The organism is Candidatus Pantoea persica (genome assembly GCF_013753875.1).
GTDB lineage: Bacteria > Pseudomonadota > Gammaproteobacteria > Enterobacterales > Enterobacteriaceae > Pantoea > Pantoea persica.
Genome location: NZ_SMDS01000010.1, coordinates 129,109 through 152,294, shown reverse-complemented (window position 1 = coordinate 152,294; position 23,186 = coordinate 129,109). Strand labels below are relative to the sequence as shown.

15 protein-coding genes and 12 pseudogenes are annotated in these 23,186 nt (G+C 56.9%); 13 read left to right on the top strand and 14 right to left on the bottom strand.

Translation table 11 applies throughout. The features are described 5' to 3' along the window. Positions 1-98: 98 nt before the first annotated feature. The 5 genes and pseudogenes from purB to rluE form a co-directional block, all read right to left on the bottom strand. On the bottom strand, positions 99-1,469 hold the full coding sequence (gene purB / locus EIO60_RS02860) for an adenylosuccinate lyase (protein ID WP_258575863.1): 1,371 nt from the start codon (positions 1,467-1,469) through the stop codon (positions 99-101). Positions 1,470-1,511: 42 nt separating this feature from the next. Next, a pseudogene (gene hflD, locus EIO60_RS02855) lies at positions 1,512-2,135 on the bottom strand (high frequency lysogenization protein HflD). A gap of 33 nt (positions 2,136-2,168) precedes the next feature. Beyond that, on the bottom strand, positions 2,169-3,281 hold the full coding sequence (gene mnmA / locus EIO60_RS02850) for a tRNA 2-thiouridine(34) synthase MnmA (protein WP_258575862.1): 1,113 nt from the start codon (positions 3,279-3,281) through the stop codon (positions 2,169-2,171). A gap of 48 nt (positions 3,282-3,329) precedes the next feature. Beyond that, positions 3,330-3,788 (bottom strand): annotated as a pseudogene (locus EIO60_RS02845) (NUDIX domain-containing protein). Between the two features lie 38 nt (positions 3,789-3,826). Next, a complete protein-coding gene (gene rluE, locus EIO60_RS02840) occupies positions 3,827-4,432 on the bottom strand; it encodes a 23S rRNA pseudouridine(2457) synthase RluE (RefSeq protein WP_258575861.1) in 606 nt (201 codons plus the stop codon). 126 nt (positions 4,433-4,558) lie between these two features. Between rluE and icd the strand changes: the two genes are divergently transcribed. The 7 genes and pseudogenes from icd (at position 4,559) to umuC (ending at position 12,550) form a co-directional block, all read left to right on the top strand. Continuing rightward, on the top strand, positions 4,559-5,809 hold the full coding sequence (gene icd / locus EIO60_RS02835) for an NADP-dependent isocitrate dehydrogenase (RefSeq protein WP_258575860.1): 1,251 nt from the start codon (positions 4,559-4,561) through the stop codon (positions 5,807-5,809). Between the two features lie 657 nt (positions 5,810-6,466). Continuing rightward, positions 6,467-6,925, top strand: a complete 459-nt coding sequence (locus EIO60_RS16455) for an FAD-binding protein (protein ID WP_374058106.1) — start codon at positions 6,467-6,469, stop codon at positions 6,923-6,925. Beyond that, complete coding sequence (locus EIO60_RS02830) at positions 6,879-7,184, top strand: hypothetical protein (protein ID WP_258575859.1); 306 nt, start codon at positions 6,879-6,881, stop codon at positions 7,182-7,184. The genes EIO60_RS16455 and EIO60_RS02830 overlap by 47 nt, the downstream gene beginning before the upstream one ends. A 138-nt stretch (positions 7,185-7,322) precedes the next feature. Further along, complete coding sequence (locus EIO60_RS02825) at positions 7,323-7,619, top strand: hypothetical protein (RefSeq protein WP_258575858.1); 297 nt, start codon at positions 7,323-7,325, stop codon at positions 7,617-7,619. A gap of 1,336 nt (positions 7,620-8,955) precedes the next feature. Next, positions 8,956-9,087: a hypothetical protein gene (locus tag EIO60_RS02820; RefSeq protein ID WP_258575857.1), complete on the top strand. Its 132-nt coding sequence runs from the start codon at positions 8,956-8,958 to the stop codon at positions 9,085-9,087. A gap of 1,737 nt (positions 9,088-10,824) precedes the next feature. Continuing rightward, a pseudogene (umuD, locus tag EIO60_RS02815) lies at positions 10,825-11,288 on the top strand (translesion error-prone DNA polymerase V autoproteolytic subunit). A gap of 1 nt (position 11,289) precedes the next feature. After that, positions 11,290-12,550: pseudogene (gene umuC / locus EIO60_RS02810) on the top strand (translesion error-prone DNA polymerase V subunit UmuC). Between the two features lie 42 nt (positions 12,551-12,592). Here umuC and EIO60_RS02805 read toward each other — a convergent pair. The 4 genes from EIO60_RS02805 to EIO60_RS02790 form a co-directional block, all read right to left on the bottom strand. Continuing rightward, positions 12,593-12,862 carry a hypothetical protein gene (locus EIO60_RS02805; protein ID WP_258575856.1) on the bottom strand — a complete coding sequence of 90 codons (270 nt, stop codon included), beginning with the start codon at positions 12,860-12,862 and terminating at the stop codon, positions 12,593-12,595. A 174-nt stretch (positions 12,863-13,036) separates the two neighbouring features. Next, a complete protein-coding gene (ycgZ, locus tag EIO60_RS02800) occupies positions 13,037-13,276 on the bottom strand; it encodes a regulatory protein YcgZ (RefSeq protein ID WP_258575855.1) in 240 nt (79 codons plus the stop codon). A gap of 284 nt (positions 13,277-13,560) precedes the next feature. Continuing rightward, entirely contained in the window at positions 13,561-13,764 is a 204-nt protein-coding gene (locus EIO60_RS02795; RefSeq protein WP_258575854.1) for a hypothetical protein, read from the bottom strand. Between the two features lie 160 nt (positions 13,765-13,924). Then, positions 13,925-14,542, bottom strand: coding sequence for a TetR/AcrR family transcriptional regulator (locus tag EIO60_RS02790; RefSeq protein ID WP_258575853.1), 618 nt, complete (start codon positions 14,540-14,542; stop codon positions 13,925-13,927). A gap of 326 nt (positions 14,543-14,868) precedes the next feature. Here EIO60_RS02790 and uraH point away from each other — a divergent pair, with 326 nt between their 5' ends. Next, positions 14,869-15,192, top strand: a complete 324-nt coding sequence (gene uraH, locus EIO60_RS02785; protein ID WP_258576047.1) for a hydroxyisourate hydrolase — start codon at positions 14,869-14,871, stop codon at positions 15,190-15,192. On the opposite strand, the pseudogene EIO60_RS02780 reads toward uraH, so the two are convergent. Together EIO60_RS02780 and gabT are read right to left on the bottom strand one after the other, a co-directional pair. Beyond that, positions 15,187-16,089 (bottom strand): annotated as a pseudogene (locus EIO60_RS02780) (amino acid permease); the annotation flags it as partial. The gene uraH and the pseudogene EIO60_RS02780 overlap by 6 nt on opposite strands. A gap of 93 nt (positions 16,090-16,182) precedes the next feature. Next, positions 16,183-17,431: pseudogene (gene gabT, locus EIO60_RS02775) on the bottom strand (4-aminobutyrate--2-oxoglutarate transaminase). Positions 17,432-17,540: 109 nt separating this feature from the next. On the opposite strand from gabT, the pseudogene EIO60_RS02770 reads away from it, so the two are divergent. Further along, positions 17,541-18,760: pseudogene (locus EIO60_RS02770) on the top strand (aminotransferase-like domain-containing protein); the annotation flags it as partial. A gap of 63 nt (positions 18,761-18,823) precedes the next feature. Further along, positions 18,824-18,967, top strand: coding sequence for a hypothetical protein (locus EIO60_RS02765; RefSeq protein WP_258575852.1), 144 nt, complete (start codon positions 18,824-18,826; stop codon positions 18,965-18,967). A gap of 31 nt (positions 18,968-18,998) precedes the next feature. Here EIO60_RS02765 and EIO60_RS02760 read toward each other — a convergent pair whose 3' ends face one another. Together EIO60_RS02760 and EIO60_RS02755 are read right to left on the bottom strand one after the other, a co-directional pair. After that, complete coding sequence (locus tag EIO60_RS02760; protein ID WP_258575851.1) at positions 18,999-19,184, bottom strand: con-10 family general stress protein; 186 nt, start codon at positions 19,182-19,184, stop codon at positions 18,999-19,001. A 369-nt stretch (positions 19,185-19,553) separates the two neighbouring features. Next, a pseudogene (locus EIO60_RS02755) lies at positions 19,554-19,781 on the bottom strand (glycogen debranching protein GlgX); the annotation flags it as partial. 147 nt (positions 19,782-19,928) lie between these two features. On the opposite strand from EIO60_RS02755, the pseudogene EIO60_RS02750 reads away from it, so the two are divergent. Together EIO60_RS02750 and EIO60_RS02745 are read left to right on the top strand one after the other, a co-directional pair. Further along, positions 19,929-20,153: pseudogene (locus EIO60_RS02750) on the top strand (FAD-dependent monooxygenase); the annotation flags it as partial. A gap of 11 nt (positions 20,154-20,164) precedes the next feature. After that, positions 20,165-20,726 (top strand): annotated as a pseudogene (locus EIO60_RS02745) (MFS transporter); the annotation flags it as partial. A gap of 345 nt (positions 20,727-21,071) precedes the next feature. Here EIO60_RS02745 and EIO60_RS02740 read toward each other — a convergent pair. Beyond that, positions 21,072-21,320 (bottom strand): annotated as a pseudogene (locus EIO60_RS02740) (ElaB/YgaM/YqjD family protein). Positions 21,321-21,719: 399 nt separating this feature from the next. Between EIO60_RS02740 and EIO60_RS16010 the strand changes: the two are divergent. Beyond that, a pseudogene (locus EIO60_RS16010) lies at positions 21,720-23,058 on the top strand (methyl-accepting chemotaxis protein); the annotation flags it as partial. Positions 23,059-23,186: the final 128 nt, after the last annotated feature.

Genomic DNA, 23,186 nt, shown 5'->3' with positions numbered 1-23,186 from the left:
TCCTTACTCTTAGAGCAATTAGTTAAGGTAAAGTATATGCAAAGAGGATTAAACAACAGCTTAACGCAGGCTGGCGGGCGCCATCCTGCGCAACTCGATTATTTCAGGTCATCGACCATTTGAATGGCGCGGCCGAGGTAGTTCGCCGGCGTCATCTGTTTCAGGCGGGTTTTTTCTTCTTCCGGCAGTGCCAGGCTGTCGATAAAGGCATGCATGCCCGCCGCGTCGACGCGCTTGCCGCGCGTCAGCTCTTTTAGCTTCTCGTACGGCTTCTCGATGCCGTAGCGGCGCATCACGGTTTGGATCGGCTCGGCCAGCACTTCCCAGTTGTGATCCAGCTCGTCCAGCAGACGCTCGCGGTTCACTTCCAGCTTGGAGATGCCTTTCAGCGTCGCCTGATAGGCGATCAGCGCGTAGCCGACGCCGACGCCGAGGTTGCGCAGCACAGTGGAGTCGGTGAGATCTCGCTGCCAGCGCGACACCGGCAGCTTGCTTGCCAAGTGCTGCATCACCGCGTTCGCCAGCCCCAGGTTGCCCTCGGAGTTCTCAAAGTCGATCGGGTTGACCTTGTGCGGCATGGTAGAGGAGCCGATTTCGCCGGCGATGGTTTTCTGCTTGAAGTGATTCAGCGCGACGTAGCCCCAGATATCGCGATCGAAGTCGATCAGGATGGTGTTGAAGCGCGCAATGCAGTCAAACAGCTCGGCGATATAGTCGTGCGGCTCGAGCTGTGTGGTGTAGGGGTTCCAGGTGACACCCAGCGAGGTAACGAACTGCTCGCTCAGCTGGTGCCAGTCCACTTCCGGGTAGGCGGCGATGTGCGCGTTGTAGTTGCCGACCGCGCCGTTGATTTTGCCGAGGATCTCGATGTTGCCCAGCTGACGCAGCTGACGCTCCATACGGTAGGCGACGTTCGCCATCTCTTTGCCCATGGTGGAGGGGGTAGCGGGCTGGCCGTGGGTGCGCGACAGCAGCGGGATATCGCGGTACTGGTGCGCCAGCCCCTTCACCGCCTCGATGATCTGCTGCCAGTAGGGCAGGATCACCTCGCGGCGCGCGTTTTTCAGCATCAGCGCGTGCGACAGGTTGTTGATATCTTCAGAGGTGCAGGCGAAGTGGATAAACTCCGAGACGGCGTGCAGCACCGGAACGCTCTCTACTTTCTCTTTCAGAAAGTACTCTACCGCTTTCACGTCGTGGTTAGTGGTGCGCTCGATGGTTTTGATGCGCGCCGCGTCATCTTCATTGAAATTGGCAACAATGGCGTCAAGGTAAGCGTTTGCGTCGGCGTCAAATGCAGGAACTTCCTTTATCTCTGCGGTGGCCGCCAGTTTTTGTAACCAGCGTACTTCAACCTCAACGCGGAACTTCAGCAAACCATATTCGCTGAAAATCGCGCGCAGCGGGCTGACTTTCTCGCCGTAACGACCATCGACAGGTGAGACGGCGGTCAGAGAGGATAATTCCATCAGTGCAACTCCTGAATCGTTTAACGGTATGGGCTCAACGGCTTAATAGGCCGGAGAGAGCCGGGATAAAATGGTTTTCGCCTCGCGCAGCAGGCGCTGGCGCGAGAACATCAGCTGAAGCTGAAAGTGTCCGCCGCGCGCATGCCCGCCAGCAGCGTGGCGCGAACCTTGCTCTGCAACAGGGGGTTCTGCAACACGGCGGGCGAGCCGGTGACCTGAATGCGCGGCCCGAGCGAGCTGATGACTTCGACCATAGATGCCCGCCATGGCGCTGGTAATGGTTTCCGAACTGAGTTCGTAGTGCGCCAGCTGACGATCGAGCTGGCTGATGCGCTGCGCCAACGTTGCGAGCGCCGCTTTGTTGCCGCTCAGCTTGTGCTCCAGCACCACCATGCTCAGCGTGTAGCGCGTCAGCTCCGCGCCTGCGCCCTGGCGGCGGCTGCTGTTGAGCACCGCCATCAGCGTCTCCAGCCCGAGGCGCAGGTTGGCTTCGTCATTGCCGAACATCGCCAGCGTCGAGCCGGGATTGAGATCTATGACGCTGCGCAGCGAGACGTTGAGCGCTTCTGGCTGGCACTGCCCCTGGTGCGCCAGCTGCTGCACCAGATGCGACGCCTGGCAAATGCCCGCCAGCGCCAGAGTGATGTCGTAATAATTTTTAGCCACGGTTACTCTTGTCTACGCGTCAGCAGGGCCGACTTAATCTGCAACCAGCGGTAGGCGCGCTTCGATAATGCCGCCGCCGAGGCAGACCTCGCCAAGATAGAACACGGCGGACTGGCCCGGAGTCACTGCCGCGACCGGCGCGTCGAAGTGCACCTCGATGCGATCCTCGTCGTGCGGAACGATCTCGCAGGAGATATCGGCCTGGCGGTAGCGGGTTTTCACCATGCAGCGCAGCGGGGCGTCGATCGGCTGGCGATCGACCCAGTGCAGCTGCTGGGCAATCAGGCCCACCGACATCAGGCGCGGATGGTCGCCGCCTTGCGCCACGATCAGGCGATTGCGCGCTACGTCTTTATCCACCACGTACCAGGGATCGTCATTGCTCTCTTTCAGGCCGCCGATACCTAGCCCTTTGCGCTGGCCCAGCGTGTGGTACATCAGCCCCTGGTGTTCACCGACCACCTGGCCGTCCACGGTTTCGATCGCGCCCGGCTGCGCTGGCAGATAGCGGCCGAGGAAGTCGCGGAATTTGCGCTCGCCGATAAAGCAGATGCCGGTGGAGTCTTTTTTCTTCGCGGTGATGAGATCGAGCTGTTCGGCGATACGGCGTACCTCCGGCTTCTCCAGCTCGCCGACCGGGAACAGGCTTTGCGCAATCTGCTCGTGGCCCAGCGTATAAAGGAAGTAGCTCTGATCTTTGTTGCCGTAGAGACCGCGCAGCAGCTGGCTTTTGCCGTCGACGTCGGCGCGGCGCACATAGTGGCCGGTGGCGATATAGTCGGCGCCGAGATCTTCCGCCGCGAACTCGAGGAAGGCTTTAAATTTGATCTCTTTGTTGCAGAGAATATCGGGGTTGGGCGTGCGGCCCGCTTTATACTCTTCGAGGAAGTGCTCGAAGACGTTGTCCCAGTACTCTGCCGCAAAGTTGATTTTGTGCAGTTTGATGCCGAGTTTGTCGCAGACCGCCTGCGCATCCGCCAGATCATCCGCGGCAGTGCAATACTCCTCGCCGTCGTCTTCCTCCCAGTTCTTCATGAACAGGCCTTCTACCCAATAGCCCTGCTGCTGCAGTAACCAGGCGGATACGGAAGAATCCACGCCGCCGGACATACCGACGATCACTTTTTTCTGGCTGTTGTCAGACATGACGCACTCTTGATTACGATAAAAAAACAGTCGGCGTATTCTATTCTATCACGCGTCGGCGTGGCGCGCACCCTCGCGAAACGGCCACTGGAACGGCGCGATTAGCTGCAGCGGATCGCGCGCGCCCTGCTGCCACAGCCGCACGCTTTCGGCGAGCAGTGGCGAACGCAGGTTATCTGCGGCGATAATCTGCGCTGGCGTGCGCCACCAGCAGTGGTCGATATCCGCATCCTGTGTCGCGGTGGGCAGCTTTGTCGACAGATCCAGGCCAAAGAGAAAATGCACAAAAGGCGTATTGTCGGGCGCAATCCACTGCTGCACGCCAAGAAAATAGTCGACGGGCCGATCGATGCCGGTCTCTTGCGCAGTTCGCGCCGCGCCGCCTCCAGCAGGGTTTCATCCGCTTCCAGGTGACCGGCGGGCCACGCCCTTAACGCGCTCTTCCACCACCAACAGTTCGCCCTCGGCCTGCACTATACCGGCGACGGTTACATGAGGTTTAAACATTTATCCTCCCAGTTTATTAACCTGACGTTCTCAAAAGTTCATACTGAATCGCTGACGTCGCGCCACTCGCCCGGCGCCAGCGCCTCCAGCCAGTAGTAGCCCATGGCGTAGCGGATCAGGCGCAGCGTAGGGTAGCCGATATGCGCCGTCATGCGGCGCACCTGGCGATTTCGGCCCTCGTAAAGGGTAATTTTCAGCCATTGAGTCGGGATCGCTTTGCGCTTGCGGATCGGCGGCTGACGCGGCCACAGCCAGACGGGCTCGTCGACCTTTTCAACGCCGGCGGGCAACGTCGTGCCATCTTTCAGATTAACGCCATTCCGCAGCGCCGCGAGGTCCGCCTCCTGCGGCTCGCCCTCGACCTGCACATAGTAGATTTTGCCGGTGCGCTTGCCGGGCCGCGTCAGCGCCGCCTGCAGCGCGCCGTCATTGGTCAGCACCATCAGGCCTTCGCTGTCGCGGTCCAGCCGGCCGGCGGCGTAGACGTCGCCGATGGGGATAAAATCCTTCAGCGTCTGGCGGCCGGCTTCATCGCTAAACTGTGGCAGAACATCGAATGGTTTGTTAAATAATATGACGCGTCGCGGTCCGCGCGCGCGGTCAGAGCGTTTATGCTGGTGAATTTGCTGAGAACTTTTTCGCATGAGCTTTGCAGTCGGTGACAATCGGCGCATTATAACGCGAAACAGCGACGATTGGCGCGGCGTGAATATTTAAGTATCATGGCTTCACATCTTACAATTTATTAACAAAACGCCCAGGAGAGGTTAATGGAAAGCAAAGTAGTTGTTCCGGCGGAAGGTCAGAAAATCACTCTGGATCAGGGCAAGCTCAATGTGCCGAATAACCCGATCATTCCTTACATTGAGGGTGATGGCATTGGCGTGGACGTTTCTCCGGTGATGCTGAAGGTAGTGGACACTGCGGTGCAGAAAGCCTATAACGGCGAGCGCAAAATCTCCTGGATGGAGATTTACACCGGCGAAAAATCGGTAGAACTCTACGGCCAGGACGTCTGGCTGCCGCAGGAAACCCTCGGCCTGATCAAAGAGTATCGCGTCGCCATCAAAGGCCCGCTGACTACCCCGGTTGGCGGCGGCATTCGTTCGCTGAACGTTGCGCTGCGTCAGGAGCTCGACCTCTACGTCTGTCTGCGCCCGGTGCGCTACTACAAAGGCACCCCAAGCCCGGTAAAACGTCCTGAAAAGACCGACATGGTGATCTTCCGCGAAAACTCGGAAGACATCTACGCGGGCATCGAGTGGAAAGCCGGTTCTGCCGAAGCGGACAAGGTGATCAAGTTCCTGCGCGACGAAATGGGCGTGAAGAAAATCCGATTCCCGCAGGATTGCGGCATCGGCGTGAAGTCGTGTTCGGAAGAGGGCACCAAGCGCCTAGTGCGTACTGCGATTGAGTATGCGATCACTAACGACCGCGACTCGCTGACGCTGGTGCACAAAGGCAACATCATGAAGTTCACCGAAGGCGCATTCAAATACTGGGGCTACCAGCTGGCGAAAGAGGAGTTCGGCGCTAAGCTGCTGGACGGCGGCCCGTGGATGAAGATCAATAACCCGAACACCGGCAAAGAGATCATCGTTAAAGATGTGATCGCCGACGCCTTCCTGCAGCAGATCCTGCTGCGTCCGGCGGAGTACGACGTTATCGCCTGTATGAACCTGAACGGCGACTACATCTCCGACGCCTTGGCGGCGCAGGTTGGCGGCATCGGTATCGCACCGGGCGCGAACATCGGCGACGAGTGTGCGCTGTTCGAAGCGACCCACGGCACCGCGCCGAAATATGCGGGCCAGGATAAAGTGAACCCGGGCTCTGTGATCCTCTCCGCTGAGATGATGCTGCGTCACATGCAGTGGTTCGAAGCGGCTGACCTGATTGTTAAAGGTATGGAAGGCGCGATCGCCAACAAGACCGTCACCTATGACTTTGAGCGTCTGATGGAAGGTGCTAAACTCCTGAAATGTTCAGAATTTGGCGACGCCATCATTGACAACATGTAATGAAACATCGTTAACATTAAGCCAATATGTGAATGAATTGCATGTTGGTTTTTTTGTTGCGCTGGGCTTTTCCTCAAAACTTCCCCAAAACACTGAATAAAGTCCGGTAAAATCATTGGTTTGGAAGCTGATAAGCAGACAGATTGCACGAACAGTTTACCGACTTTATTATTGGCTGTTTCAATGAATCCACTCTTTTCCACAGATATCGTTATACTTGTCCGTCATTTTGTGAGATTTGTGGTCCAGTAATCTTTGTCTGTTCACGATACAACCCTTCATAACCGGTTAGTCTGCTGTACGATTCGACAGAATCGATTGATTCACAACTTTAACTTATAAAAATTATAAATTTTTGCGCCTGTCACACTGCGGGATTACGCAGGATACGATCCGCTATGAGCGAAAAGCGGACGTTCGCTTTTTGGTTTAACCAATGAGGCCAACTGAGCAGCGCTTAGTCATGCATTACCCTCTGTAACGCTTCACCAAAAGAACCCCGCCTCTGGCGCTTCAGTTCTCTTCTGCTAGTTTTATGTGTACCAATGTACATATAAGGGGACCGAAATGAATTCCCGCACCATTAGCTCTCTTGAGAAATATGTTAAGGGATCACTCCGTTCAGGACATGAAGCCGGATAAAGGCTACAGACCGGCTTGTGGAATGGTCTGGATAAGGTAAACGCTGCTATTTCTATTCGTTGTACGAGCACCTCTGATTTACAAAATGCCATACGCATTGCGGCTGAGCAGGGTGTGCCTGTCTTCGTGCTGGGCAGCAGCCATGACTGGTACAGGCGAGGGGTTGCCGAGGAAGGTATTACTCTCGATCTTCGCGATATGCGGCACGTCTCAGTCAGTCCTGAACATTCAATGTTGACTGCTGCTGGCGCTGCTGGCGGTACGATTGTTAAAAATGCTATAGACGTCCTGCCCGAAGGCTATGCACTGGTAACGGGTGTTCATACTCAGGTTGGACTCGCCGGTCCTGGCACTGGGCGGCGCGGCGGGTACGGAAAGCTGAACCCCTGTTTTGGGCTGGTAACGGGGATAACCTCCAAAAGCAGAGGTGGTGCTGGGAGATGGCTCACTGGTCATTGCCAGCAAAAAAGATAATCCGGATTTATTCTGGTCACTTCGAGGCGCTGGTAAAAACTTTGGCGTCCTTGCTTCAGCAGAATTTGCTATTCACCGGTTATTTCCGGTGCTGACTGCTACCCTCTTTATTGAATCAGAATACGCCCTGCAGGGACTCAGGGACCTTCAGGATATTCTGGATGCGGCAGATGACAGGCTGAGTGTTTTCTCAACGTTCTCGGCTCTTCCCGGAAAAGGAACGGGCCTTATTCTTGAACCACGGTGGGACGGGAGATGAAACCGCAGGAGAAGCCTGTATCCGGCTGCTGTCATCGCTGGCGGGAGCTAGCCTGATTAAAAAGAGCTGGTCAGAATACCGAGACACATATGACAGTGTGTCCGATCAGTCTGACTGGCCTAAAGGTCGGGCTACAGAATGGATGCTTTCAACTTCAATCGTCTGGATGAAGAAACCTCTGGGGCGGTCATTGAATGCTGTCGGCGTATGCTTTCGGGACAAAACTGTATCATGCTGCATGACTTCCGCAGTCGGGTCTCAGAAATTACCCCAGATAAAACCGCTTCTTGTCATCGTCGTGAGCATTTCAACATGCAGATCGTTGCCAGCTGGCAGACGGCGGCGGAAAAAGAGCAGGGAGATAAGTGGATTTTTGAGATCCAGAATATAATAGAACCTTTCAACGATTTTGGTTCCTATCCAGCCAATCGCTGAATAAATTACAGGTATTGAAAGAAAGATTTGATCCGGCAAACCGCTTTAATGCCTCTTACGGAATTTTTTAAGGGTAATGATTTACTGCCAACAAAGCCTGAATGCATTTAGTGTGATAACGCCGCCGATAGGAGGTGTTCGCCATTCAGCCACTGGTCAGTTCATGGTTTTCGCCTGAGAGATCGTGAATCTCCTTCGCTGATAAAGGGCCAGAGAGCACAACGCTTGTCCCGTGTTCTTTATTCGTATGGTAAGCAGGCAAAATACCTGCTGATCATCGCAAGCATGTAAGCAAAGCTCTCTCGCTCTGAATGCCGTCCGGCGTTCGGGGCGATTTGCCCGCCGATCCCTCCGGCACATCCTTATCCTGTTTTCCTCTGGCTCTTACTGACGCGATGCTGTTTGCCGACGCTGCTACTGCCATGGCTTTTGTGTCTACACCTGTATCTGCCGTTGCCTCTTTACGCCGGCGCGCTTCACTTTAGACTGGCCTTTTCTTATCGTGCTTTATTCCCTTTATTATTCGCGCGACGCGGCGTCGGCGCGCCTGAAACAGGACGCATCAGGTGCGGATATTTCACAAGTTACTCTTGCGCACAACAGTAGAATAACACCCAATTCTTTTTGAGAGTGAAATGCGGCTTCGCCTTTTTGACGGTTGACCTGATCACAAAAGCCAGCGCTCAATGAATTAAACTAATTCGCGTGTGTTGTTAAGTGACCCGGCTCAAACAACTTCATCAAAATGTAATTTTTATCTTATTGGTTTTTTAAATTTACCTTGTTGATACAGGGTATTTTTTTGCCCTGCGATCGCATTCGCGGGCGCCTTACGGCGGCGCTGTCTGCAATAAATAACGCGTAACGATCGGACTGGCGCAAGGGGGGCAATAATGCCGCTGATCAGGATGCGTTATTTACCCTTTTCAGTATCGGAATAAATATTATTTTTGCCTCTATAGCTTCTGTAGCTGTCCTGATCAGGCGTTTCTCGCGCGCCTCTCCTGGCGCCCGCGGGCTGGGTTAACGTCAGCCTGACGGCGGCCCGGCTGCGTAATAAAAGAATATTAAAACAGTCACTTGATTCCTGATCGGGCCGTTAGCAGGCGAGTTATCGGCGCGTATGCTGAGATATGCTCCCCTTTACTCACTGGGGGGGGGTACGTCGTCATTAACGCAGGAAAACCCTTTACGTCATCCGCTGCGGATAACGCTTTTTGCCATCAGGCATGCATGAGTGTCTTTTACACAGTGTTAGCTGACTGAGTGATGTATGCAGGAAGGTTTTTACTAGGTTCAGGCGGGAGGCGAGTCGCCCCAGGTCTGGTACTATTTAGTGCAGTTTGGCTGGTATCGGCCGCAGCTCTCCATTCCGGTGACCGATGTCTGGTTCAAGCAGATGATGTATGAAGTTATCAGCGACATGCTCTCCGCGCCTGGCTGGGCAGATGCGCCGAAAAGCGGATAAACGTGCCCTGAGAAAACCTTCGCTGCGCCATCAGCGTCGCGCCCAGGAATAACTCTCTCTGCGTCAGGCTATTTTGTTACGCGCGAAGGCGATGACAGAGAGTTATTACTCTCTGTGGACAAACGCGCAAAAACGGCTGCGTTCGGCGATTTTAGCCAGGTGGCCTGTTTTTTTGTCGCGCTATTTTTTACCTGATCAAATTTATTCAGGGCGGAATAAGCCGCTGCGCAGCGTGAATCAGAAGCGTAACCTCTGGTTTACTTGATTTAAATCAAAAGCAGTTAGCGGTCGACGCGCCGGATGCGATTAAATGACTCTTTTCATCACTGGCGCGCCCTTTTTTATCAATTATACTGAGCCGGCTCAGCGACACATTGAGTCATTGCGATAACGATAATCAGGTGAATTATAGGTAGTTTCAGACAAGAATAAATTACTGGAAAAATCTCTTTTACCAAGGTTATATACATCAAATATGGCGCGGACTTCGAAATTTATGCACTGGATGAACAAAGCAATACAAAAGCCGGATATTTATTTGCTATGCCGATAGTGAGGCGGAGACGCAGAGAGTCGTGGCTCAGTGCTCGCTCTGGCTGCTTCTAGCTACTAAAAATAAATGCGGTGCGTAAACGTCTGATCAGCGAGCAAATGATAGAAAACGCATCATTGTCGTACGGCTAGCGGCAAGGCTGAGGTAATGCGCCGTGGCCTGTGCTGTCGATGCGGCAATCTACCCTCACTGGCGGCGAAGCGTGACAAAGAGAGCCACGTTTTCGTCGCTGAGGAAAGCCAGCGCCACGGCAAAAAAGCCCCCCAACGGGGGCAAAGGGTTGGAGTAACAGCCGCTCAATAAAAGATGTGGATTTCTTTACTAAGCCCTTTAAACCTAGCCGAAGCGGGACGAAATTCCATAAAAATTTCAGCAGAGCATAAAATTACATATCGAACCATTAGGTTTTTCTATATATTTCTATTGCCTGAATTTTATTATCTTTTTTGCTGCTGAAAACGACTTCTAAGAATGCTCTGTAAAGACTTGTTTGCTTGCAGCTGAATAACAGGCAGCTGCTTTTGGGGCGGTTCGCCGAGGAAAATTAGCGTTGGTGTGGCGATCAATGCAAATAAAATGCATCTTTAAATCAGAGGGGATGCAAAAATACCCCTGCAGGGCAGGGTCATATTAGAAATTAACCGACTCGTAGAGCAATATCTCTGGTGGAGGCTTAAAATCTTAATTCGCTTTAATCATAACATAGTTAAAATTCGCCACTATATATTTAAAAATGAATGTTTAGCTCATAATCTAACGGTTAGAGGTCTACCTTTTATTACGTGATTCATTTTTACCTTTAATCACGGGGTAAATTAATTTTATTTGATTTTGATAAAGATGTGCCTGATGCCTGATGTTGTGGAGATAATTTTCTCCGCTTCTCGGTTGCTCTGCGTTTTAGGCTTTCAGCTAATCTGTCTGTCTGCCTCGCTACTTATCTGTGCCAGCAGGAACGGCGCATCCTGCGCAGACGCAGACAAGAGCCCCAAAGCAGCCGCCTGACCAGCAAGCGGTTATTTTTAACGCAGGCTCACGTCGGCGCAACGAGTTTATCAGTTTAAATTAAGTCGATATTTTGCGCAGCTTCTCGCCACTGCGCGCGCTGACAAAAAATAATTCCTTCGATGTTAGTGGCTTCTCATTTTTCGCCACCGCCGCGCCTTGATTAAATCAGGAGTTTGATGTTACTGTGTTTACATACAGCCTTGAATAAAAGGAGGTTTTCTCATGAAGTTATTCGCCCCGCAGAGGTTTACGACCTGCTGCCGCTGCCGCTCTATATTGAACACGTGCCCTGTGGTTTTCCCTCGTCCGCGCGAGATTACATCGAAAACGCATCAATCTTAACGATCTGATGGTATAGCACCCTAGCGCGACCTATTTTCTGCGGGTCAGCGGCGACTCCATGAGCGAGGCGGGCATTTGCGACGGCGATATGATCGTCGTTGATTGCTCGCTGAAGGAAAAACATAACGATATCATCGTCGCCGCCGTAGAGGGCGAATTTACCATTAAGCAACTTCGCCTCCATCCCTCCATCCCGCTGATGCCCGCCAACAGCAAGCACAGCCCGATAGCGATTAATACGCCAGTAGGGCTGGAAGTGTTTGGCATGGCCACCTACGTGATTGAATCGACGCACTGACATGTTCGCCTCAGTGGACGTGAACAGCTTCCATGCAAACTGTGAAACCGTCTTCCGGCCCGATCTGAAAGGGCTGCCTGTCGTTGTGCTCTCCAACAACGACGGCTGCGTGATTGTGCGCAACGCGGAGGCGAAAGCGCTGGGCATCAGCATGGGGGCGCCGTTTTTTTAAGCTGAAAGAGATGCTGCGCCAGCATAGGGCGCAGGTCTTCAGCTCCAACTTACGCCCTCTACGCCGATATGAGCCTGCGCGTGATGACGACGCTGGAGAAGATGGCACCTGCGGTGGAGATGTACAGTATCGACGAAGCCTTTCTCGACTTAAGCGGCGTCAGCTTCTGTCAGCCGCTGGAGATGTTCGGCCAGCAAGTCCAGGCGCGCGTCCTGCGCGAGACGCACCTGCAGGTCGGCGTCGGCATCGCGTCGACCAAAACGCTGGCCAAGCTGGCCAACTACGCGGCGAAAAAATATCGCGGCACGCAGGGTGTGGTCGATCTGTCGTGCGTCGAGCGGCAGCGCAAGCTGATGGCGCTGGTGCCGGTGGAGGAGGTGTGGGGCGTGGGCGGCCGCCTCAGTAAAAAGCTCAGGCAGATGGGCATTGAAAACGCGCTGCAGCTGGCGGAAAGCTCTTGATTGATGCGCAAGCATTTTAACGTGATGCTGGAGCGCACGGTGCGCGAACTGCGCGGCGAGCCCTGCCTGGCGCTGGAGGAGATGGCGCCGACCAAACAGCAGATTGTCTGCTCGCGCTCGTTCGGTTCGCGCCTCACCGACTACAATGCGGTGCGCCAGGCAGTGTGTCAGTATGCGGAGCGGGCGGCGGAAAAGCTGCGGCATGAGAAGCAGTACTGTCGTCAAATCGCGGTGTTAGTGAAAACCAGCCCTCACGCCGGAAACGAATCCTACTACGGCAATCAGGCGTCCGGGCAGCTGCTGACGCCGACCAACGACACCCACGGTATCGTGCGGGTGGCGTCGGAGGCGCTGGATCGCATCTTGCTGGACGGCTATCGCTATATGAAAGCGGGCATCATGCTGGGCGACTTCTTAAGCCAAGGCATTGCGCAGCTACAGCTATTCGATCCTTACGGCCCGCGCACCAACAGCGAGGCCTGATGCAGGTAGTCGATCGCATCAATCAAAAAGGCAGGGGAACGCTCTGGTTTGCCGTACAGGGAATCGAACAAGGCTAGGCGATGAAGCGCGAGATGCTGTTACCCGCCTATACCACCCGCTTTGCCGACCTACCTATCGTCAGGTAACGCAGGTCGGCGGAGGCGTCCGGCGCACGGGATGCCCGCCCGTCAGTGCTTTTTCGCGCCCGTCGCGGAAGGTTCGCGGTAGCCGCGCGGCGGCACGTCAACGACGGCGCACGCGGAGGAAAACTCCTGACGCACCTTAGCTAAGGCCTGCGCCAGCGCCTGCTGCCGATCGCTATCGGTCTCCGTCGCCGCCATTGCGGTCAGGCGCCTTGCCAGCGAGGCGCCTGAAATCGACGCGTTTTGCCCAAGCAGCGCGCCGACGGCTTCGCCGATAACATAGTCTGTCAGTTTCTCGATCTTACTTCTGTGCATACCCGCATCTCTTATTACATTATTTACCCCTCAAAGGTCAGCGCGACGAGAGACAAACCTACAGTATAGCACAGGCTGCGTCCGGTGACAGTCAGAAAGACCTGTCTGACAAGCTCGACTGTGTATCATGCTGCGGGAAAATCCTGAACGCAATGGTGCGCAGTAAAATTAATGTTAACGTCCAAACAGCAGGCCAATCAGTTTTTGATAGTGCTGCTCTTCTTCCGGGCTGGATGACAGCTCCAGGCGAGTCAGCAGTTTGACGCAAAGTGCCTTTCTGTTGAGCTGTTTACCCGCAAGCAGGATCTCCACCACAATCTGACCGAGCGTTTCCTGCCCTGTCGGCAGTGTGGTCTTGCTGAAGTCGTGAGCGATATCACTGGCTGTGGTTGGGGGAGTTCCTGTCTGGCGCATAAGCAACCCTTATGTATCCTTGTGATGAAAATGTAATCAGTTACGGCAGCGCTAAAGTTATACGATTTCTTAAAACCTGTACAGGATTACCTGTATCAGCGAGTATAATATTTTGATTAAAGATGCTATTGAAATAATTACAAAGGGTTATGATAAGCGAAGGCGCGTAACAGGCGCTGCACAGCCTTTTTATGGCCTTTAAAAAGCATTAGAATGTAACATTGTCAGGCGCGGCGCGCTGACAGGTACTGCGAGCAGATCCGGCGAAAAACAGGCAGCAGCCGTCAGTTCATTTTGCTGGCCAGCAGGCGAATGGCGCGTTCGCAGGCCGCCATCGTTTCCGCATCGCCTGAGCGCAGGTCCGCGTGATAGAGCGCGCCGATAACTTCCTGCAAAGGCGGCTCTTCGCTAGGCTGCAAGGCTTGTTCGACGACGCGGCCCAGCAGGGCATACACTTCATCGCTGTCAACCGGTTCACTGGAGTGCAATCTCTCTCCTGCAAGGCGATAAAATCGTAGGAATACTGTTTTGGCCACATTGTTTCACCTACTTTTCATCTGCTGCACGCAGCACAACGCTTCGCTGAACGGTATGCAGCATGAGCGGAAGATATTTAGGAAATAACCACCTCCAAACAGGGCAAGCAGATTAATCCAGAATGCTGAGCAGCATAGTAATCGTTTCGGCGCCGTTAGTCACATCCTGAACTTTCCCCACCACGCGCATACCGAATGTGACGCACAGCAGCAGGCCCGCCGCCGTCTCGGCGTCCAGCGAGGCGGAGACGGAGCCATCCTCCTGCCCCTGACGCACCAGCGAAACAAGAAAATTGCGGTTGCGCATCACCGCATGACGCACCAGCGCCGAAAGGTCGGCGTCCAGGCTCTGCAGCTCGACGGTGCTGCCGACCACCAGACAGCCGCGCTGCCCCTCAATCTCCCGCGCTGAATCGAGATAGAACTGCAGCAGCTTGGCAATGCGCGCTCTGCCGTTGGGGCAGTGCTGCAGGCGGGCGCGCAAGTCGGCGTTGCGCATGGAAATATAGCGTTCAAACACACGCAAAAAGAGCGTCCGCTTATCCTTAAACGCCTTGTAGATACTGCCCGCCGTCAGCCCCATAGCTTCCCCCAGATCGGCCATGGACGAGGCGTGAAAACCCTTCTGGCGAAACACGACCATGGCGTGATCGAGCGCGACATCGGTATCGAAGGTACGGGGTCTGCCGCGTTCTTTGGCTGTGGCTGGCGAGGATTTCGTTGACGTCATAGGGAAACTTAATTAAACAGGAGTTTCCAAATTACCATAACGCGCCGACGGCGGAAAATAAATTATCCCGCCGCCGCCGCGAACACGCGCCTGACGGCGAGACGAAAAAGCGGCCACACCGTCAGGCGAAAGCCTCGCCAGCCTCTATCAGCCTGCGCCCTCAGAAATTTCAGATACGCATTGCGAATTTACGCCGCCGCGCGGATTGTGGCATAGGCTAGCGGGGTCAACATACAAAAAGGAAGAATCATGAAAACGATGTCAACGTTCTGCGCCGCTGCCGTGATGGCCGCGCTTTCTTCGCCTTTGCCGCTGAACCTGCGGCGATGAAAAAACCCATCAGTGTTCACATGCTCAATCTCCAGACCAGCGTGCCGACTGCAGGCGTCGCGGTTGAGCTGGATCAGAACCGCAACGGCAGCTGGGTGAAGCTGGCGACCGGCATCACCGACGCTAACGGCCGCATCAGCGCCCTCTATCCGGCGGGCCAGCAGGCGGAGTCGGGCACCTATAAGGTGGCCTTTAAAACCGGCGACTACTACGCCAGCGCGAAGCAGAAAACCTTTTTCCCGGAAATTCCGGTGATCTTCACCCTCGACAGCCGCGACCAGCACTACCATATTCCGCTGCTTCTCAGCCCTTACGGCTAGATAGTTGGCCACCACCGCCGCAAAGGCCGCGGCGGTCGAGAGCAGCACCGCCACCCAGGGCGTGCCGTTGCGGCTGGTGCGCGACGTGATCGCCGGCGCATCCTGACGGCGAGAGAGAGAGAGAGAGAGAGAGAGAGAGAGAGAGAGAGAGAGAGAGAGAAAATAGAGCATGCGCGAGGCGGCATAGAGCGCCGAGTTCAGGCAGCTGCACATCGCAATCAGCACCACCAGATCGACAATCTGCCGTGCCCAGGGCACATTCATCCGGTCCAGCGCGGTCTGGTAAGAGCCGACCTGCAGCAGCGCTGGCGTATCCCAGGGCACCAGCGCCACCACCAGCAGAATCGACAGCAGATAGAACAGGGCGATACGCCAGATCACCGCGTTGGTCGCCTGGGGATCTGCTTGCTAGGATCGCGCGACTCCGCCGCGCGATGGTGACAATCTCCGTGCCCATAAACGAAAACATAGTGGTGAGAATGGCCGCCAGCATGGCGCCAATGCCGTTCGGCATAAAGCCGCGATCGTACACACCCAGACGGCGATCTGCGGAAACCAGCCGTGCAGCAGCGTGCCCGCCGCATCGGCCTCCAGCGGGATCACAAATATCCAGAACCACCAGTAGAGCCAGCCGATGGTAAACCCCGCCCAGCGTCCCAGCGTCCTGTCCGCATAGGTGGAAAAGGAGCTGGAATCAGGCAAGGCAACGGCCATTTCCGCCAGCATGCGCATGATCAGCACCACCAGTGCGCCCGCAGCGGCATAGGCGAGCAGCACCGCCGGGCCCGCTTCGGCGATAGCGTGGCCGGCGCCGAGCACGCCGGCGATAGAGAGCATACGTACATGGCGCGGCTTCAGGTTCTGCGCCAGCGCATCGCTGGATCGGTTTGCAGTCATCAAGGTATCTCCTGAGCATCAAGGGGCCGCGCAGCGCGCGGCCAAAACAAAACAGGGGGCGTGCCTCGCTCTGGCGGCACGGGCCGCCGGGCGTCAGGCGCTGGCTGGGGTCGCGCGACGCAGCACAGCGTCGAGAATATCGAGCGCCTGTCTGAACTGCGCGTCGGGGATCTTCCGGGGTAGAGGAAGCGGATCACGTTGCCGAGCGGCCCGCAGGTCAGCAGCAGCCCTTGCGCCATCGCGACGGCGGCGTCGCTGAACTCCACGGCCACTATTGAGCCGAGTGCTCGGATCTCGCTGATAGCGGGATTCTGCTGGCGCGCGCGCTCAAGGTGCTCCACCAGCTGCGCGCCGAGGCGCTCGGCGCGGGCGCAGAGCTGCTCCTCGTCAATCACGTCCAACACCGCGTGCGCGGCGGCGATCGACAGCGGGTTGCCCGCGTAGGTGCCCCCCAAGCCGCCGAGGCCGGGTGCATCCATAATCGCCGCGCGCCCGCTCAGCGCGGAAAGGGGCATGCCGCCGGCAAGGCTTTTTGCCATGGTGATCAGGTCCGGCCGCACGGCATAGTGATCCATTGCAAAGAGTTTGCCGGTGCGGGCAAAGCCCGACTGCACCTCATCGGCGATCAGTAGAATGCCGTACTGGTCGGCCAGCGCGCGCAGGCGCGACATAAATTCGGGCGGGGCGATATGGAAGCCGCCTTCGCCTTGTACAGGCTTCAGCACGATCGCCGCTACATCCTGCGGGGTGATCGCCTGGCTGAAGATCTCCTGCAGGCTCGCCAGCGCAGCGTCGACGCTAATGCCGGTCAGGCGGCAGGGATAGGGGGCGTGCCACACCGAGGCGAGCATCGGGCCGAAGTCGCGCTTGTAGGGCGCCACTTTGCCGGTCATCGCCAGCGTCATATAAGGTTCGGCCGTGGAAGGCGTTGCCGAAGGTGATAATGCCGTGGCGTTTCGTCGCGGCGCGCGCCACCTTGAACGCGTTCTTCACTGCTTCCGCGCCGGTAGTGAAAAAGGAGGCTTTGGCCTGGCCCTCGATCTGCCTGCACGCGCGCGTTCAGCCGCTCCGCTAGCGCCATATAGCTCCCATAGGGCGCCACCTGAAAGGCGGTATGGGTAAATTTTTCTAACTTATCGGCAATCGTCTGCACCACGCGCGGATGGCGGTGACCGGTATTCAGCACCGCAATGCCGCCGGCGAAATCGATCCAGCTGTTGCCCTCGCCGTCGCGCAGCGTCGCGTTCTCCGCCTGCTCGAAGTACCAGCTGCACAGGTTGCCGGTACCGCGCGGCAGAGCCTCCTCTTCGCGGCGTTGCAGCCGGGCGTTTATTCCTTCCATACCCCCTCCTCAGCAATAAGCGTCTTTACCACTCGCGCTAAACACGTTTATTTACCTGCGAGGCGAGGTAAGTTGCCAGAGCCAATTTCCGACAAAAGGATAGAGCCAATTGCGGAGTTTGTACGCCGATCATCTGTTAGCACATCTGCAGTTTTTACCGCGGGGCTCGCTGCAGCAGCGCCTGCTGATCTGTATGCGCAACGCTATCCGCGAGGGCGTTTTTCCCGGCGGCAGCCGCCTGCCGGCGACGCGCGATCTGAGCCTGTCGCGCAATAACGTGGTCAGCGTCTATTAGACCCTGGTGGCGCAGGGCTATGTAACAGCCCGCACTGGCAGCGGCACTTGGATTGCGGAGGGGCTGCCGGAGACGGCGTTCAGTCGGCACGGCCTGGCGGGCGCGGACGAGGTGCCCGCGCCTGCGCCGGTCAGCCTCTCCCGCCGCGGCGCGATGCTGCTCGGCCATGCCAACGCCTCGCCCTGGCAGTGGGGCGCCTTTTTGCCGGGCACGCCCGATGTGTCGGCGTTTCCGCACAGGCTATTCAGCCAGAGCCAGGCGCGCCTTAACCGTGAGCCGGAGGTGAGCCGCCTGATCTACAGCAGCCAGGGCGGCTGTCCGGCGCTGTGCGCGGCGCTGGCGGACTACCTGCGCGTGGCGCGCTCAGTGCGCGCCGACGCCGACAGCATTCTGACCACCGAAGGCATTCATCAGGCGGTGGATCTGGTGACGCGCGTGCTGTGCGATCCGGGTGATGTGGTCTGGATTGGGGAGTCGGGGTACTGTGGCATCCGCAATCTGCTGCGCATCAACGGCCTCGCCATCCGGCCGGTGGCGGTGGATGAAGAGGGGCTGAACCCGGAGGCGGCCGGGCGCGGCAAAGCGCCAAAGATGGTGTTTGTCACGCCGTCGCACCAGTATCCGCTGGGCGCGCACCTCAGCCTGGAAAGGCGCAGGCGCGCCGCCATAACCGCTGGCTAGTGGAGGATTATTACGATAGCGAATTCCGCTTTTCCGGGCAGCCCTTTCCCTCGCTGCAGGGGCTGGAGCCGGACGCGCCGGTTATCTACATGGGCACCTTCAGCAAGACGCTCTATCCGGCGTTGCGCATTGGCTACCTGGTAGTGCCGAAGGCGCTGGTATCCAGCAGGGACACTACATGGATCATATTCGCCGCATGCGGCAGCTCTACCGCCAGCGGCGCCAGTTTCTCTGCAACCTGATTGCGCGCTACCTCGGCGCCGATTTTCTGCCGCGCAGCAACCCGCCGGGCTGCACACCGGGTGATGAACCTGCCGGACGGCTACGATGACGTCGCCATCGCCGCTGCGGCAGCACCGATGTGGCGTCGCGACCCCGCCAGCGCTAAATTGAATGGTTTATCCGGGCGAAAATAAATGATGTTACACTGGCGGGAAAGGATAAATAAAGCTTTTCTGGCGGAATTTTATTTATTGCGTGTCGGTCATTGGAAGGTTAAGAAAGAAAACAGGATATTAAATAATGAAGGCTGGCGTGAAAAAGAAGAAAGGAAAGGATAAGCCGGGAAGCGCTCCCGGCTTGTTCTGGCACTTAGCCGGCGCTTTTGTCGGCGGCGGTGCGACGGCTGAGTTTGCCGCCGACCCGGCCGGCCTCCACCGCGCGCTCCCGGTTATATTTAAAATTGCCACTGCTTATTTGGCCGCCTTTTTTGCCCGCTTCCCTTGCTCTTTCCGGATTTGCGGCAAAATTACCTGCTCCACCACGTCGCTGAGTCATACAAATTCCTCTCTGTAAAAAATAATAATAATAATTAAAAGAGATTCAATGCGATTTAACTATGTAAGGGGAACGCGGTTTTTGCAATGTTCCATTCTGGATAAAACTTATGCCGACAGAGAAGAAAAATAATCGTTTCCTGAAATAAGCGCGGCTAATAGCCTAACGGTAAAAGGAAAAAAATATTTCTGTACAGCTTTTAAATAGCTGTACAATTTGATGAATTGTGCTGAATTGTGATTTGCATCACAAGGGAGTTGTTGGAGCGGGTCAGGCTAGGAGGATGCGGCAGGTGGTGACCCCTGCCGCGTGTATCTCATCAGGGACGTCTGAATAGCGCCAGACTGCGTCCCTCGAGCTCAAAAAGCACGTTGTGCCTTCTTCCCACTGCTCCGCCTGCTGGAAGCCGCCGCCGGCGTTAAACCACTTGATCTCCATGCCGTCGCGCTAGTTTTCACGGCGCAGTAGTGGTTGCTCGGCGCGCAGACGGATAATGTGGCGGGTAAACTCGCGCAGCGCCTCGGCGCTGGCCGGCAGGTTATCCCAGTGCACCCAGGAGATTTCGCTGTCCTGACAGTAGCCGTTGTTGTTGCTTCCTGTGAATCTCGACATGCTCTCTCCTTGATTGTGAGGTGATTAACACGAGCTTTAAGCTGGGCAGCCAGACGGCAATATCCCTGCAAGCGGTCTGTACTTTGTGGCGGACAGCTGGCCTACACTGTGTGGCATAACCGAGGAGCTTTTATGTCACCAGAGGCACTTTCCGCTGACTGCTGTATCGTCGGCGGCGGCCCGGCTGGCCTGCAGGTGGTGGTCATTGAAAAACATGCCGATTTCCTGGGCGATTTTCGCGGCGACACCATTCACCCCTCTACGCTGGAGGTGATGCACCATCTTGGCCTGCTGGAGAAGCTGCTGGCGCTGCCGCACCAGCGTGCGGAGACGCTGGAGGCGGAGATGGGCGGCGAAGCGATGCTGGCCTGGCGCTGCCGCTCGGGCTGATGGCGCTGTGGCTGCGGCTGCACATGGAGGATACGCCGAGCTTTATGCGCCAGCGCCGCGCAGACGGTCAAGATTATCCTGCTGGCGGTGGCGGGCGTGATGCTCTGGTCGGCGGTGGGCTATACCTGGCTGGTGATCATGCCCAGCTATCTGCAGTCGGCGCTGCACGCCGGTTTTTACCAAGCGCTGCTGATCACGGTGATCTCGAATCTCGGCTTTGCGGCAACCATTTACTGCTCGCCTTGCCGTTGTTGAACCTGCTGCAGGACGCCGCCGCCTCGCTAGCGCTCAGCGCGCTGGTGGTGTTTATCGCCGGGGGCGTTGTCGGAATGCTGGCGGAGATGTTTCCCACCCACGTGCGCTACACCGGGCTGGGGCCTGGCTTATTCACTCTCTAACGCGCTGTTTTCCGGCTGCGCCGGGCTGATAAAGCAGACCGGCAATCTGGATATTCCCGCCTGGTATGTGATGGCGACGGCGCTAATCAGCATTCCCGCGCTGATGACGCTGCAGAGAAGCGATGCGCCGCGACGGCTGTAGCCGCTGTGACGCGACGCTAGCAGCCGGGAAGCGCTCAGTGACAATGGCGCGCTTGCGGCAGTCGCTACGAACGGTCGGGCGAGGGCGGCGATGAAACCGGGCAGAGATAGCAGCCGAAATAAACAAGAGTCGAGCAACAGCAGAGAGAGAAAACGCTCAGGACGGCAGCAGGAACAGAGTGGGTCGATATCACAGCGGGAGGAGAAAACGCGGGGAAGATGCACAGGGGTAAACAGCAGGGGCACAGGCTCAACAACAGTGGAAATCAGCGCAGGGATAAACAACAAAGGAAGGGACGTGAGTCCCTTCCCAGACTCCTCGCGCCAAGCGCGAGGAGAGGCCAGGTTATTTACGGCCCAGCAGGGAACCGAGAAGGACGCCGACGCCAGCTGCTATCGCCAGACCGGCAAGCGGGTTGGACTAAACCTGGTTTTTGATGCAGTCTGCCGCATCGCGCGCAGCGTAGGTCGCCTGGTTGGAATAACGGCGTGCGGTGCCGCGAACGCGATGACGCGGAGAATCGGTGGCTTCGCCCCACTGTTGTGCAGTGGCACCGGCAACTTATTTTACGGTATCTTCAATTTTTCCTAACATAGCTCGTCTCCTTCGGTTAGCACTCTTTAAATTAAAGCGTAGCGAAGACCGATGTTTATACTGAGTGTTTACGCCTTTGTTACGTTTTCCTCTCACAGAGGGCCGGAAACCGCACTAACGCCATCCGGCGCGATGCAGGAGGATGGCCCGCCAGCCGCGCACAAGGCGCCGCTCAGCGCGTTAATGGTCGGCAAAAAATCATTACCAGCTGTTTCACAGGAGTGGCAGATAACGCGCTCCGATGCAGAAGGCAAGGTGCCGTCAGGCGTCTTTGGCAGCCCCGCTCAGCGGGGGAGCTGGGCGGATGTCGATGTGGCGCCGTGCAGTGAGCAGCGAACAAGCAGGCGGCCGCCTATATGCGATGGGAATGCAGCGCTGGCGACCAGACTTCGCGCCCGCTTCGACGTCACCTGGATCGGCGCAGGCGGCTGCGTGCTGCAGGGCAAAGCGGTGATCATGTTCTGCCAGATGGCGGCGGGCAAATCCTTTGCGCCCTTCATGAGTCAGAACTTCGAGCCGCTCGACAAAAGCTGGCTTATCGCGGAAGCCGACCCGCTGAAGCGGACCCTGACCTCAGTGTTCAATCCGCAGGGGCAGCAGCAGCCGCTTACCTAGGCGCTGGCTGGGCATCTGGGCTGCGCGAACAGCAGCTCCCCGAGCGGCTGAAGGGACTGACGTTCGCCGTCAAAGTGGGCGAGGCGTTTTTTATTCGCTCGGTGGCGAAGATTGAGGGCGACAGCGTGCACTTTTTCTGCGATCTGGAATTCAGCGATCGGCATCTATCTGATGCGCGAGACTGATTTCAAACAGGCCACGCAGCGCGACTGGCTGGCGTTTACCCGCCGCCACGGCAAGACGGCGGCCATCCTGATGAATGACTGCATCCTGCGGCGCGCAGGCAACGCCGAACATCTCCACGACGCCCATTTTTTAAAAGGGATCCCCGGCGCGGGCTTCTCTGGCTTTGGCGAAATCCTTGGCGTGCCGATCAACCAGACGCTCTCCGCGCTGGTGTTTTTTCACCACGACGTCAAGGCGATGACGCAGTTTCCGGTGGAGTACGCCAGCTACGCCGCCCATTACGCTCAGCGCGCGCTGCGCTGCTGGGAGGCGCTGAACCGGGTGCAGTCGCGCGTGGTGAACTATCAGCAGGAGCTGGAGGCGGCCACCCAGAGCTAGGGCGAGGCACTGACGCTGGCGGAAAGCAGCATCCGCGCCATCAGCGACAGCGCTAGAGATAGTCAGCTTGCGCAGAGCCGGCAGGGGGGAAAGTCTGGACGATCTGGAAGCGATTTCCAACGGCATCAACGTCATAACGCACGGCATCAGCAATATCGCCTTCCAGACCAATATTCTGGCGCTCAACGCTGTGGTGGAAGCCGCACGCGCCGGCGAGGCGGGCAGGGGATTTGCCGTGGTAGTAGGGGAGGTTCGTCTTCTGGCGCACTCCTCCAGAGAGCAGGCGGAAGCGACGGCGAGCAACATCAGCGAGGCTGTGGGCACCATTTCCCGCATTCGCGACGTGGCCACGCAGATGGTGCAGCGCGCCACGGATATGGACGAGCGCAGCATTCGCGCGGCCGATACCATTGCGGCGATGAGCCATCAAACGCGCCATGAGCGTGGCGCCATCACCCGACTGCTGGACAGCCTGCGCGCCCTGTCGACGGGAATGGACGCGATGCAGGAGGCGATGACCCAGCTCAACGTGCTGCAAACCCTCTCTACCCGCAGCTAAGGCGTCACTGGCGCGGCCTTCAGGCGCCGCGCCGGTTGCTGCGCGACGACGTGCATGCTAAGCGAGCCCCTGATCTTCTGATGCCTTTCCGCCCTGCGTAGGTTTACAGCCTGTACCAATCCTGACTA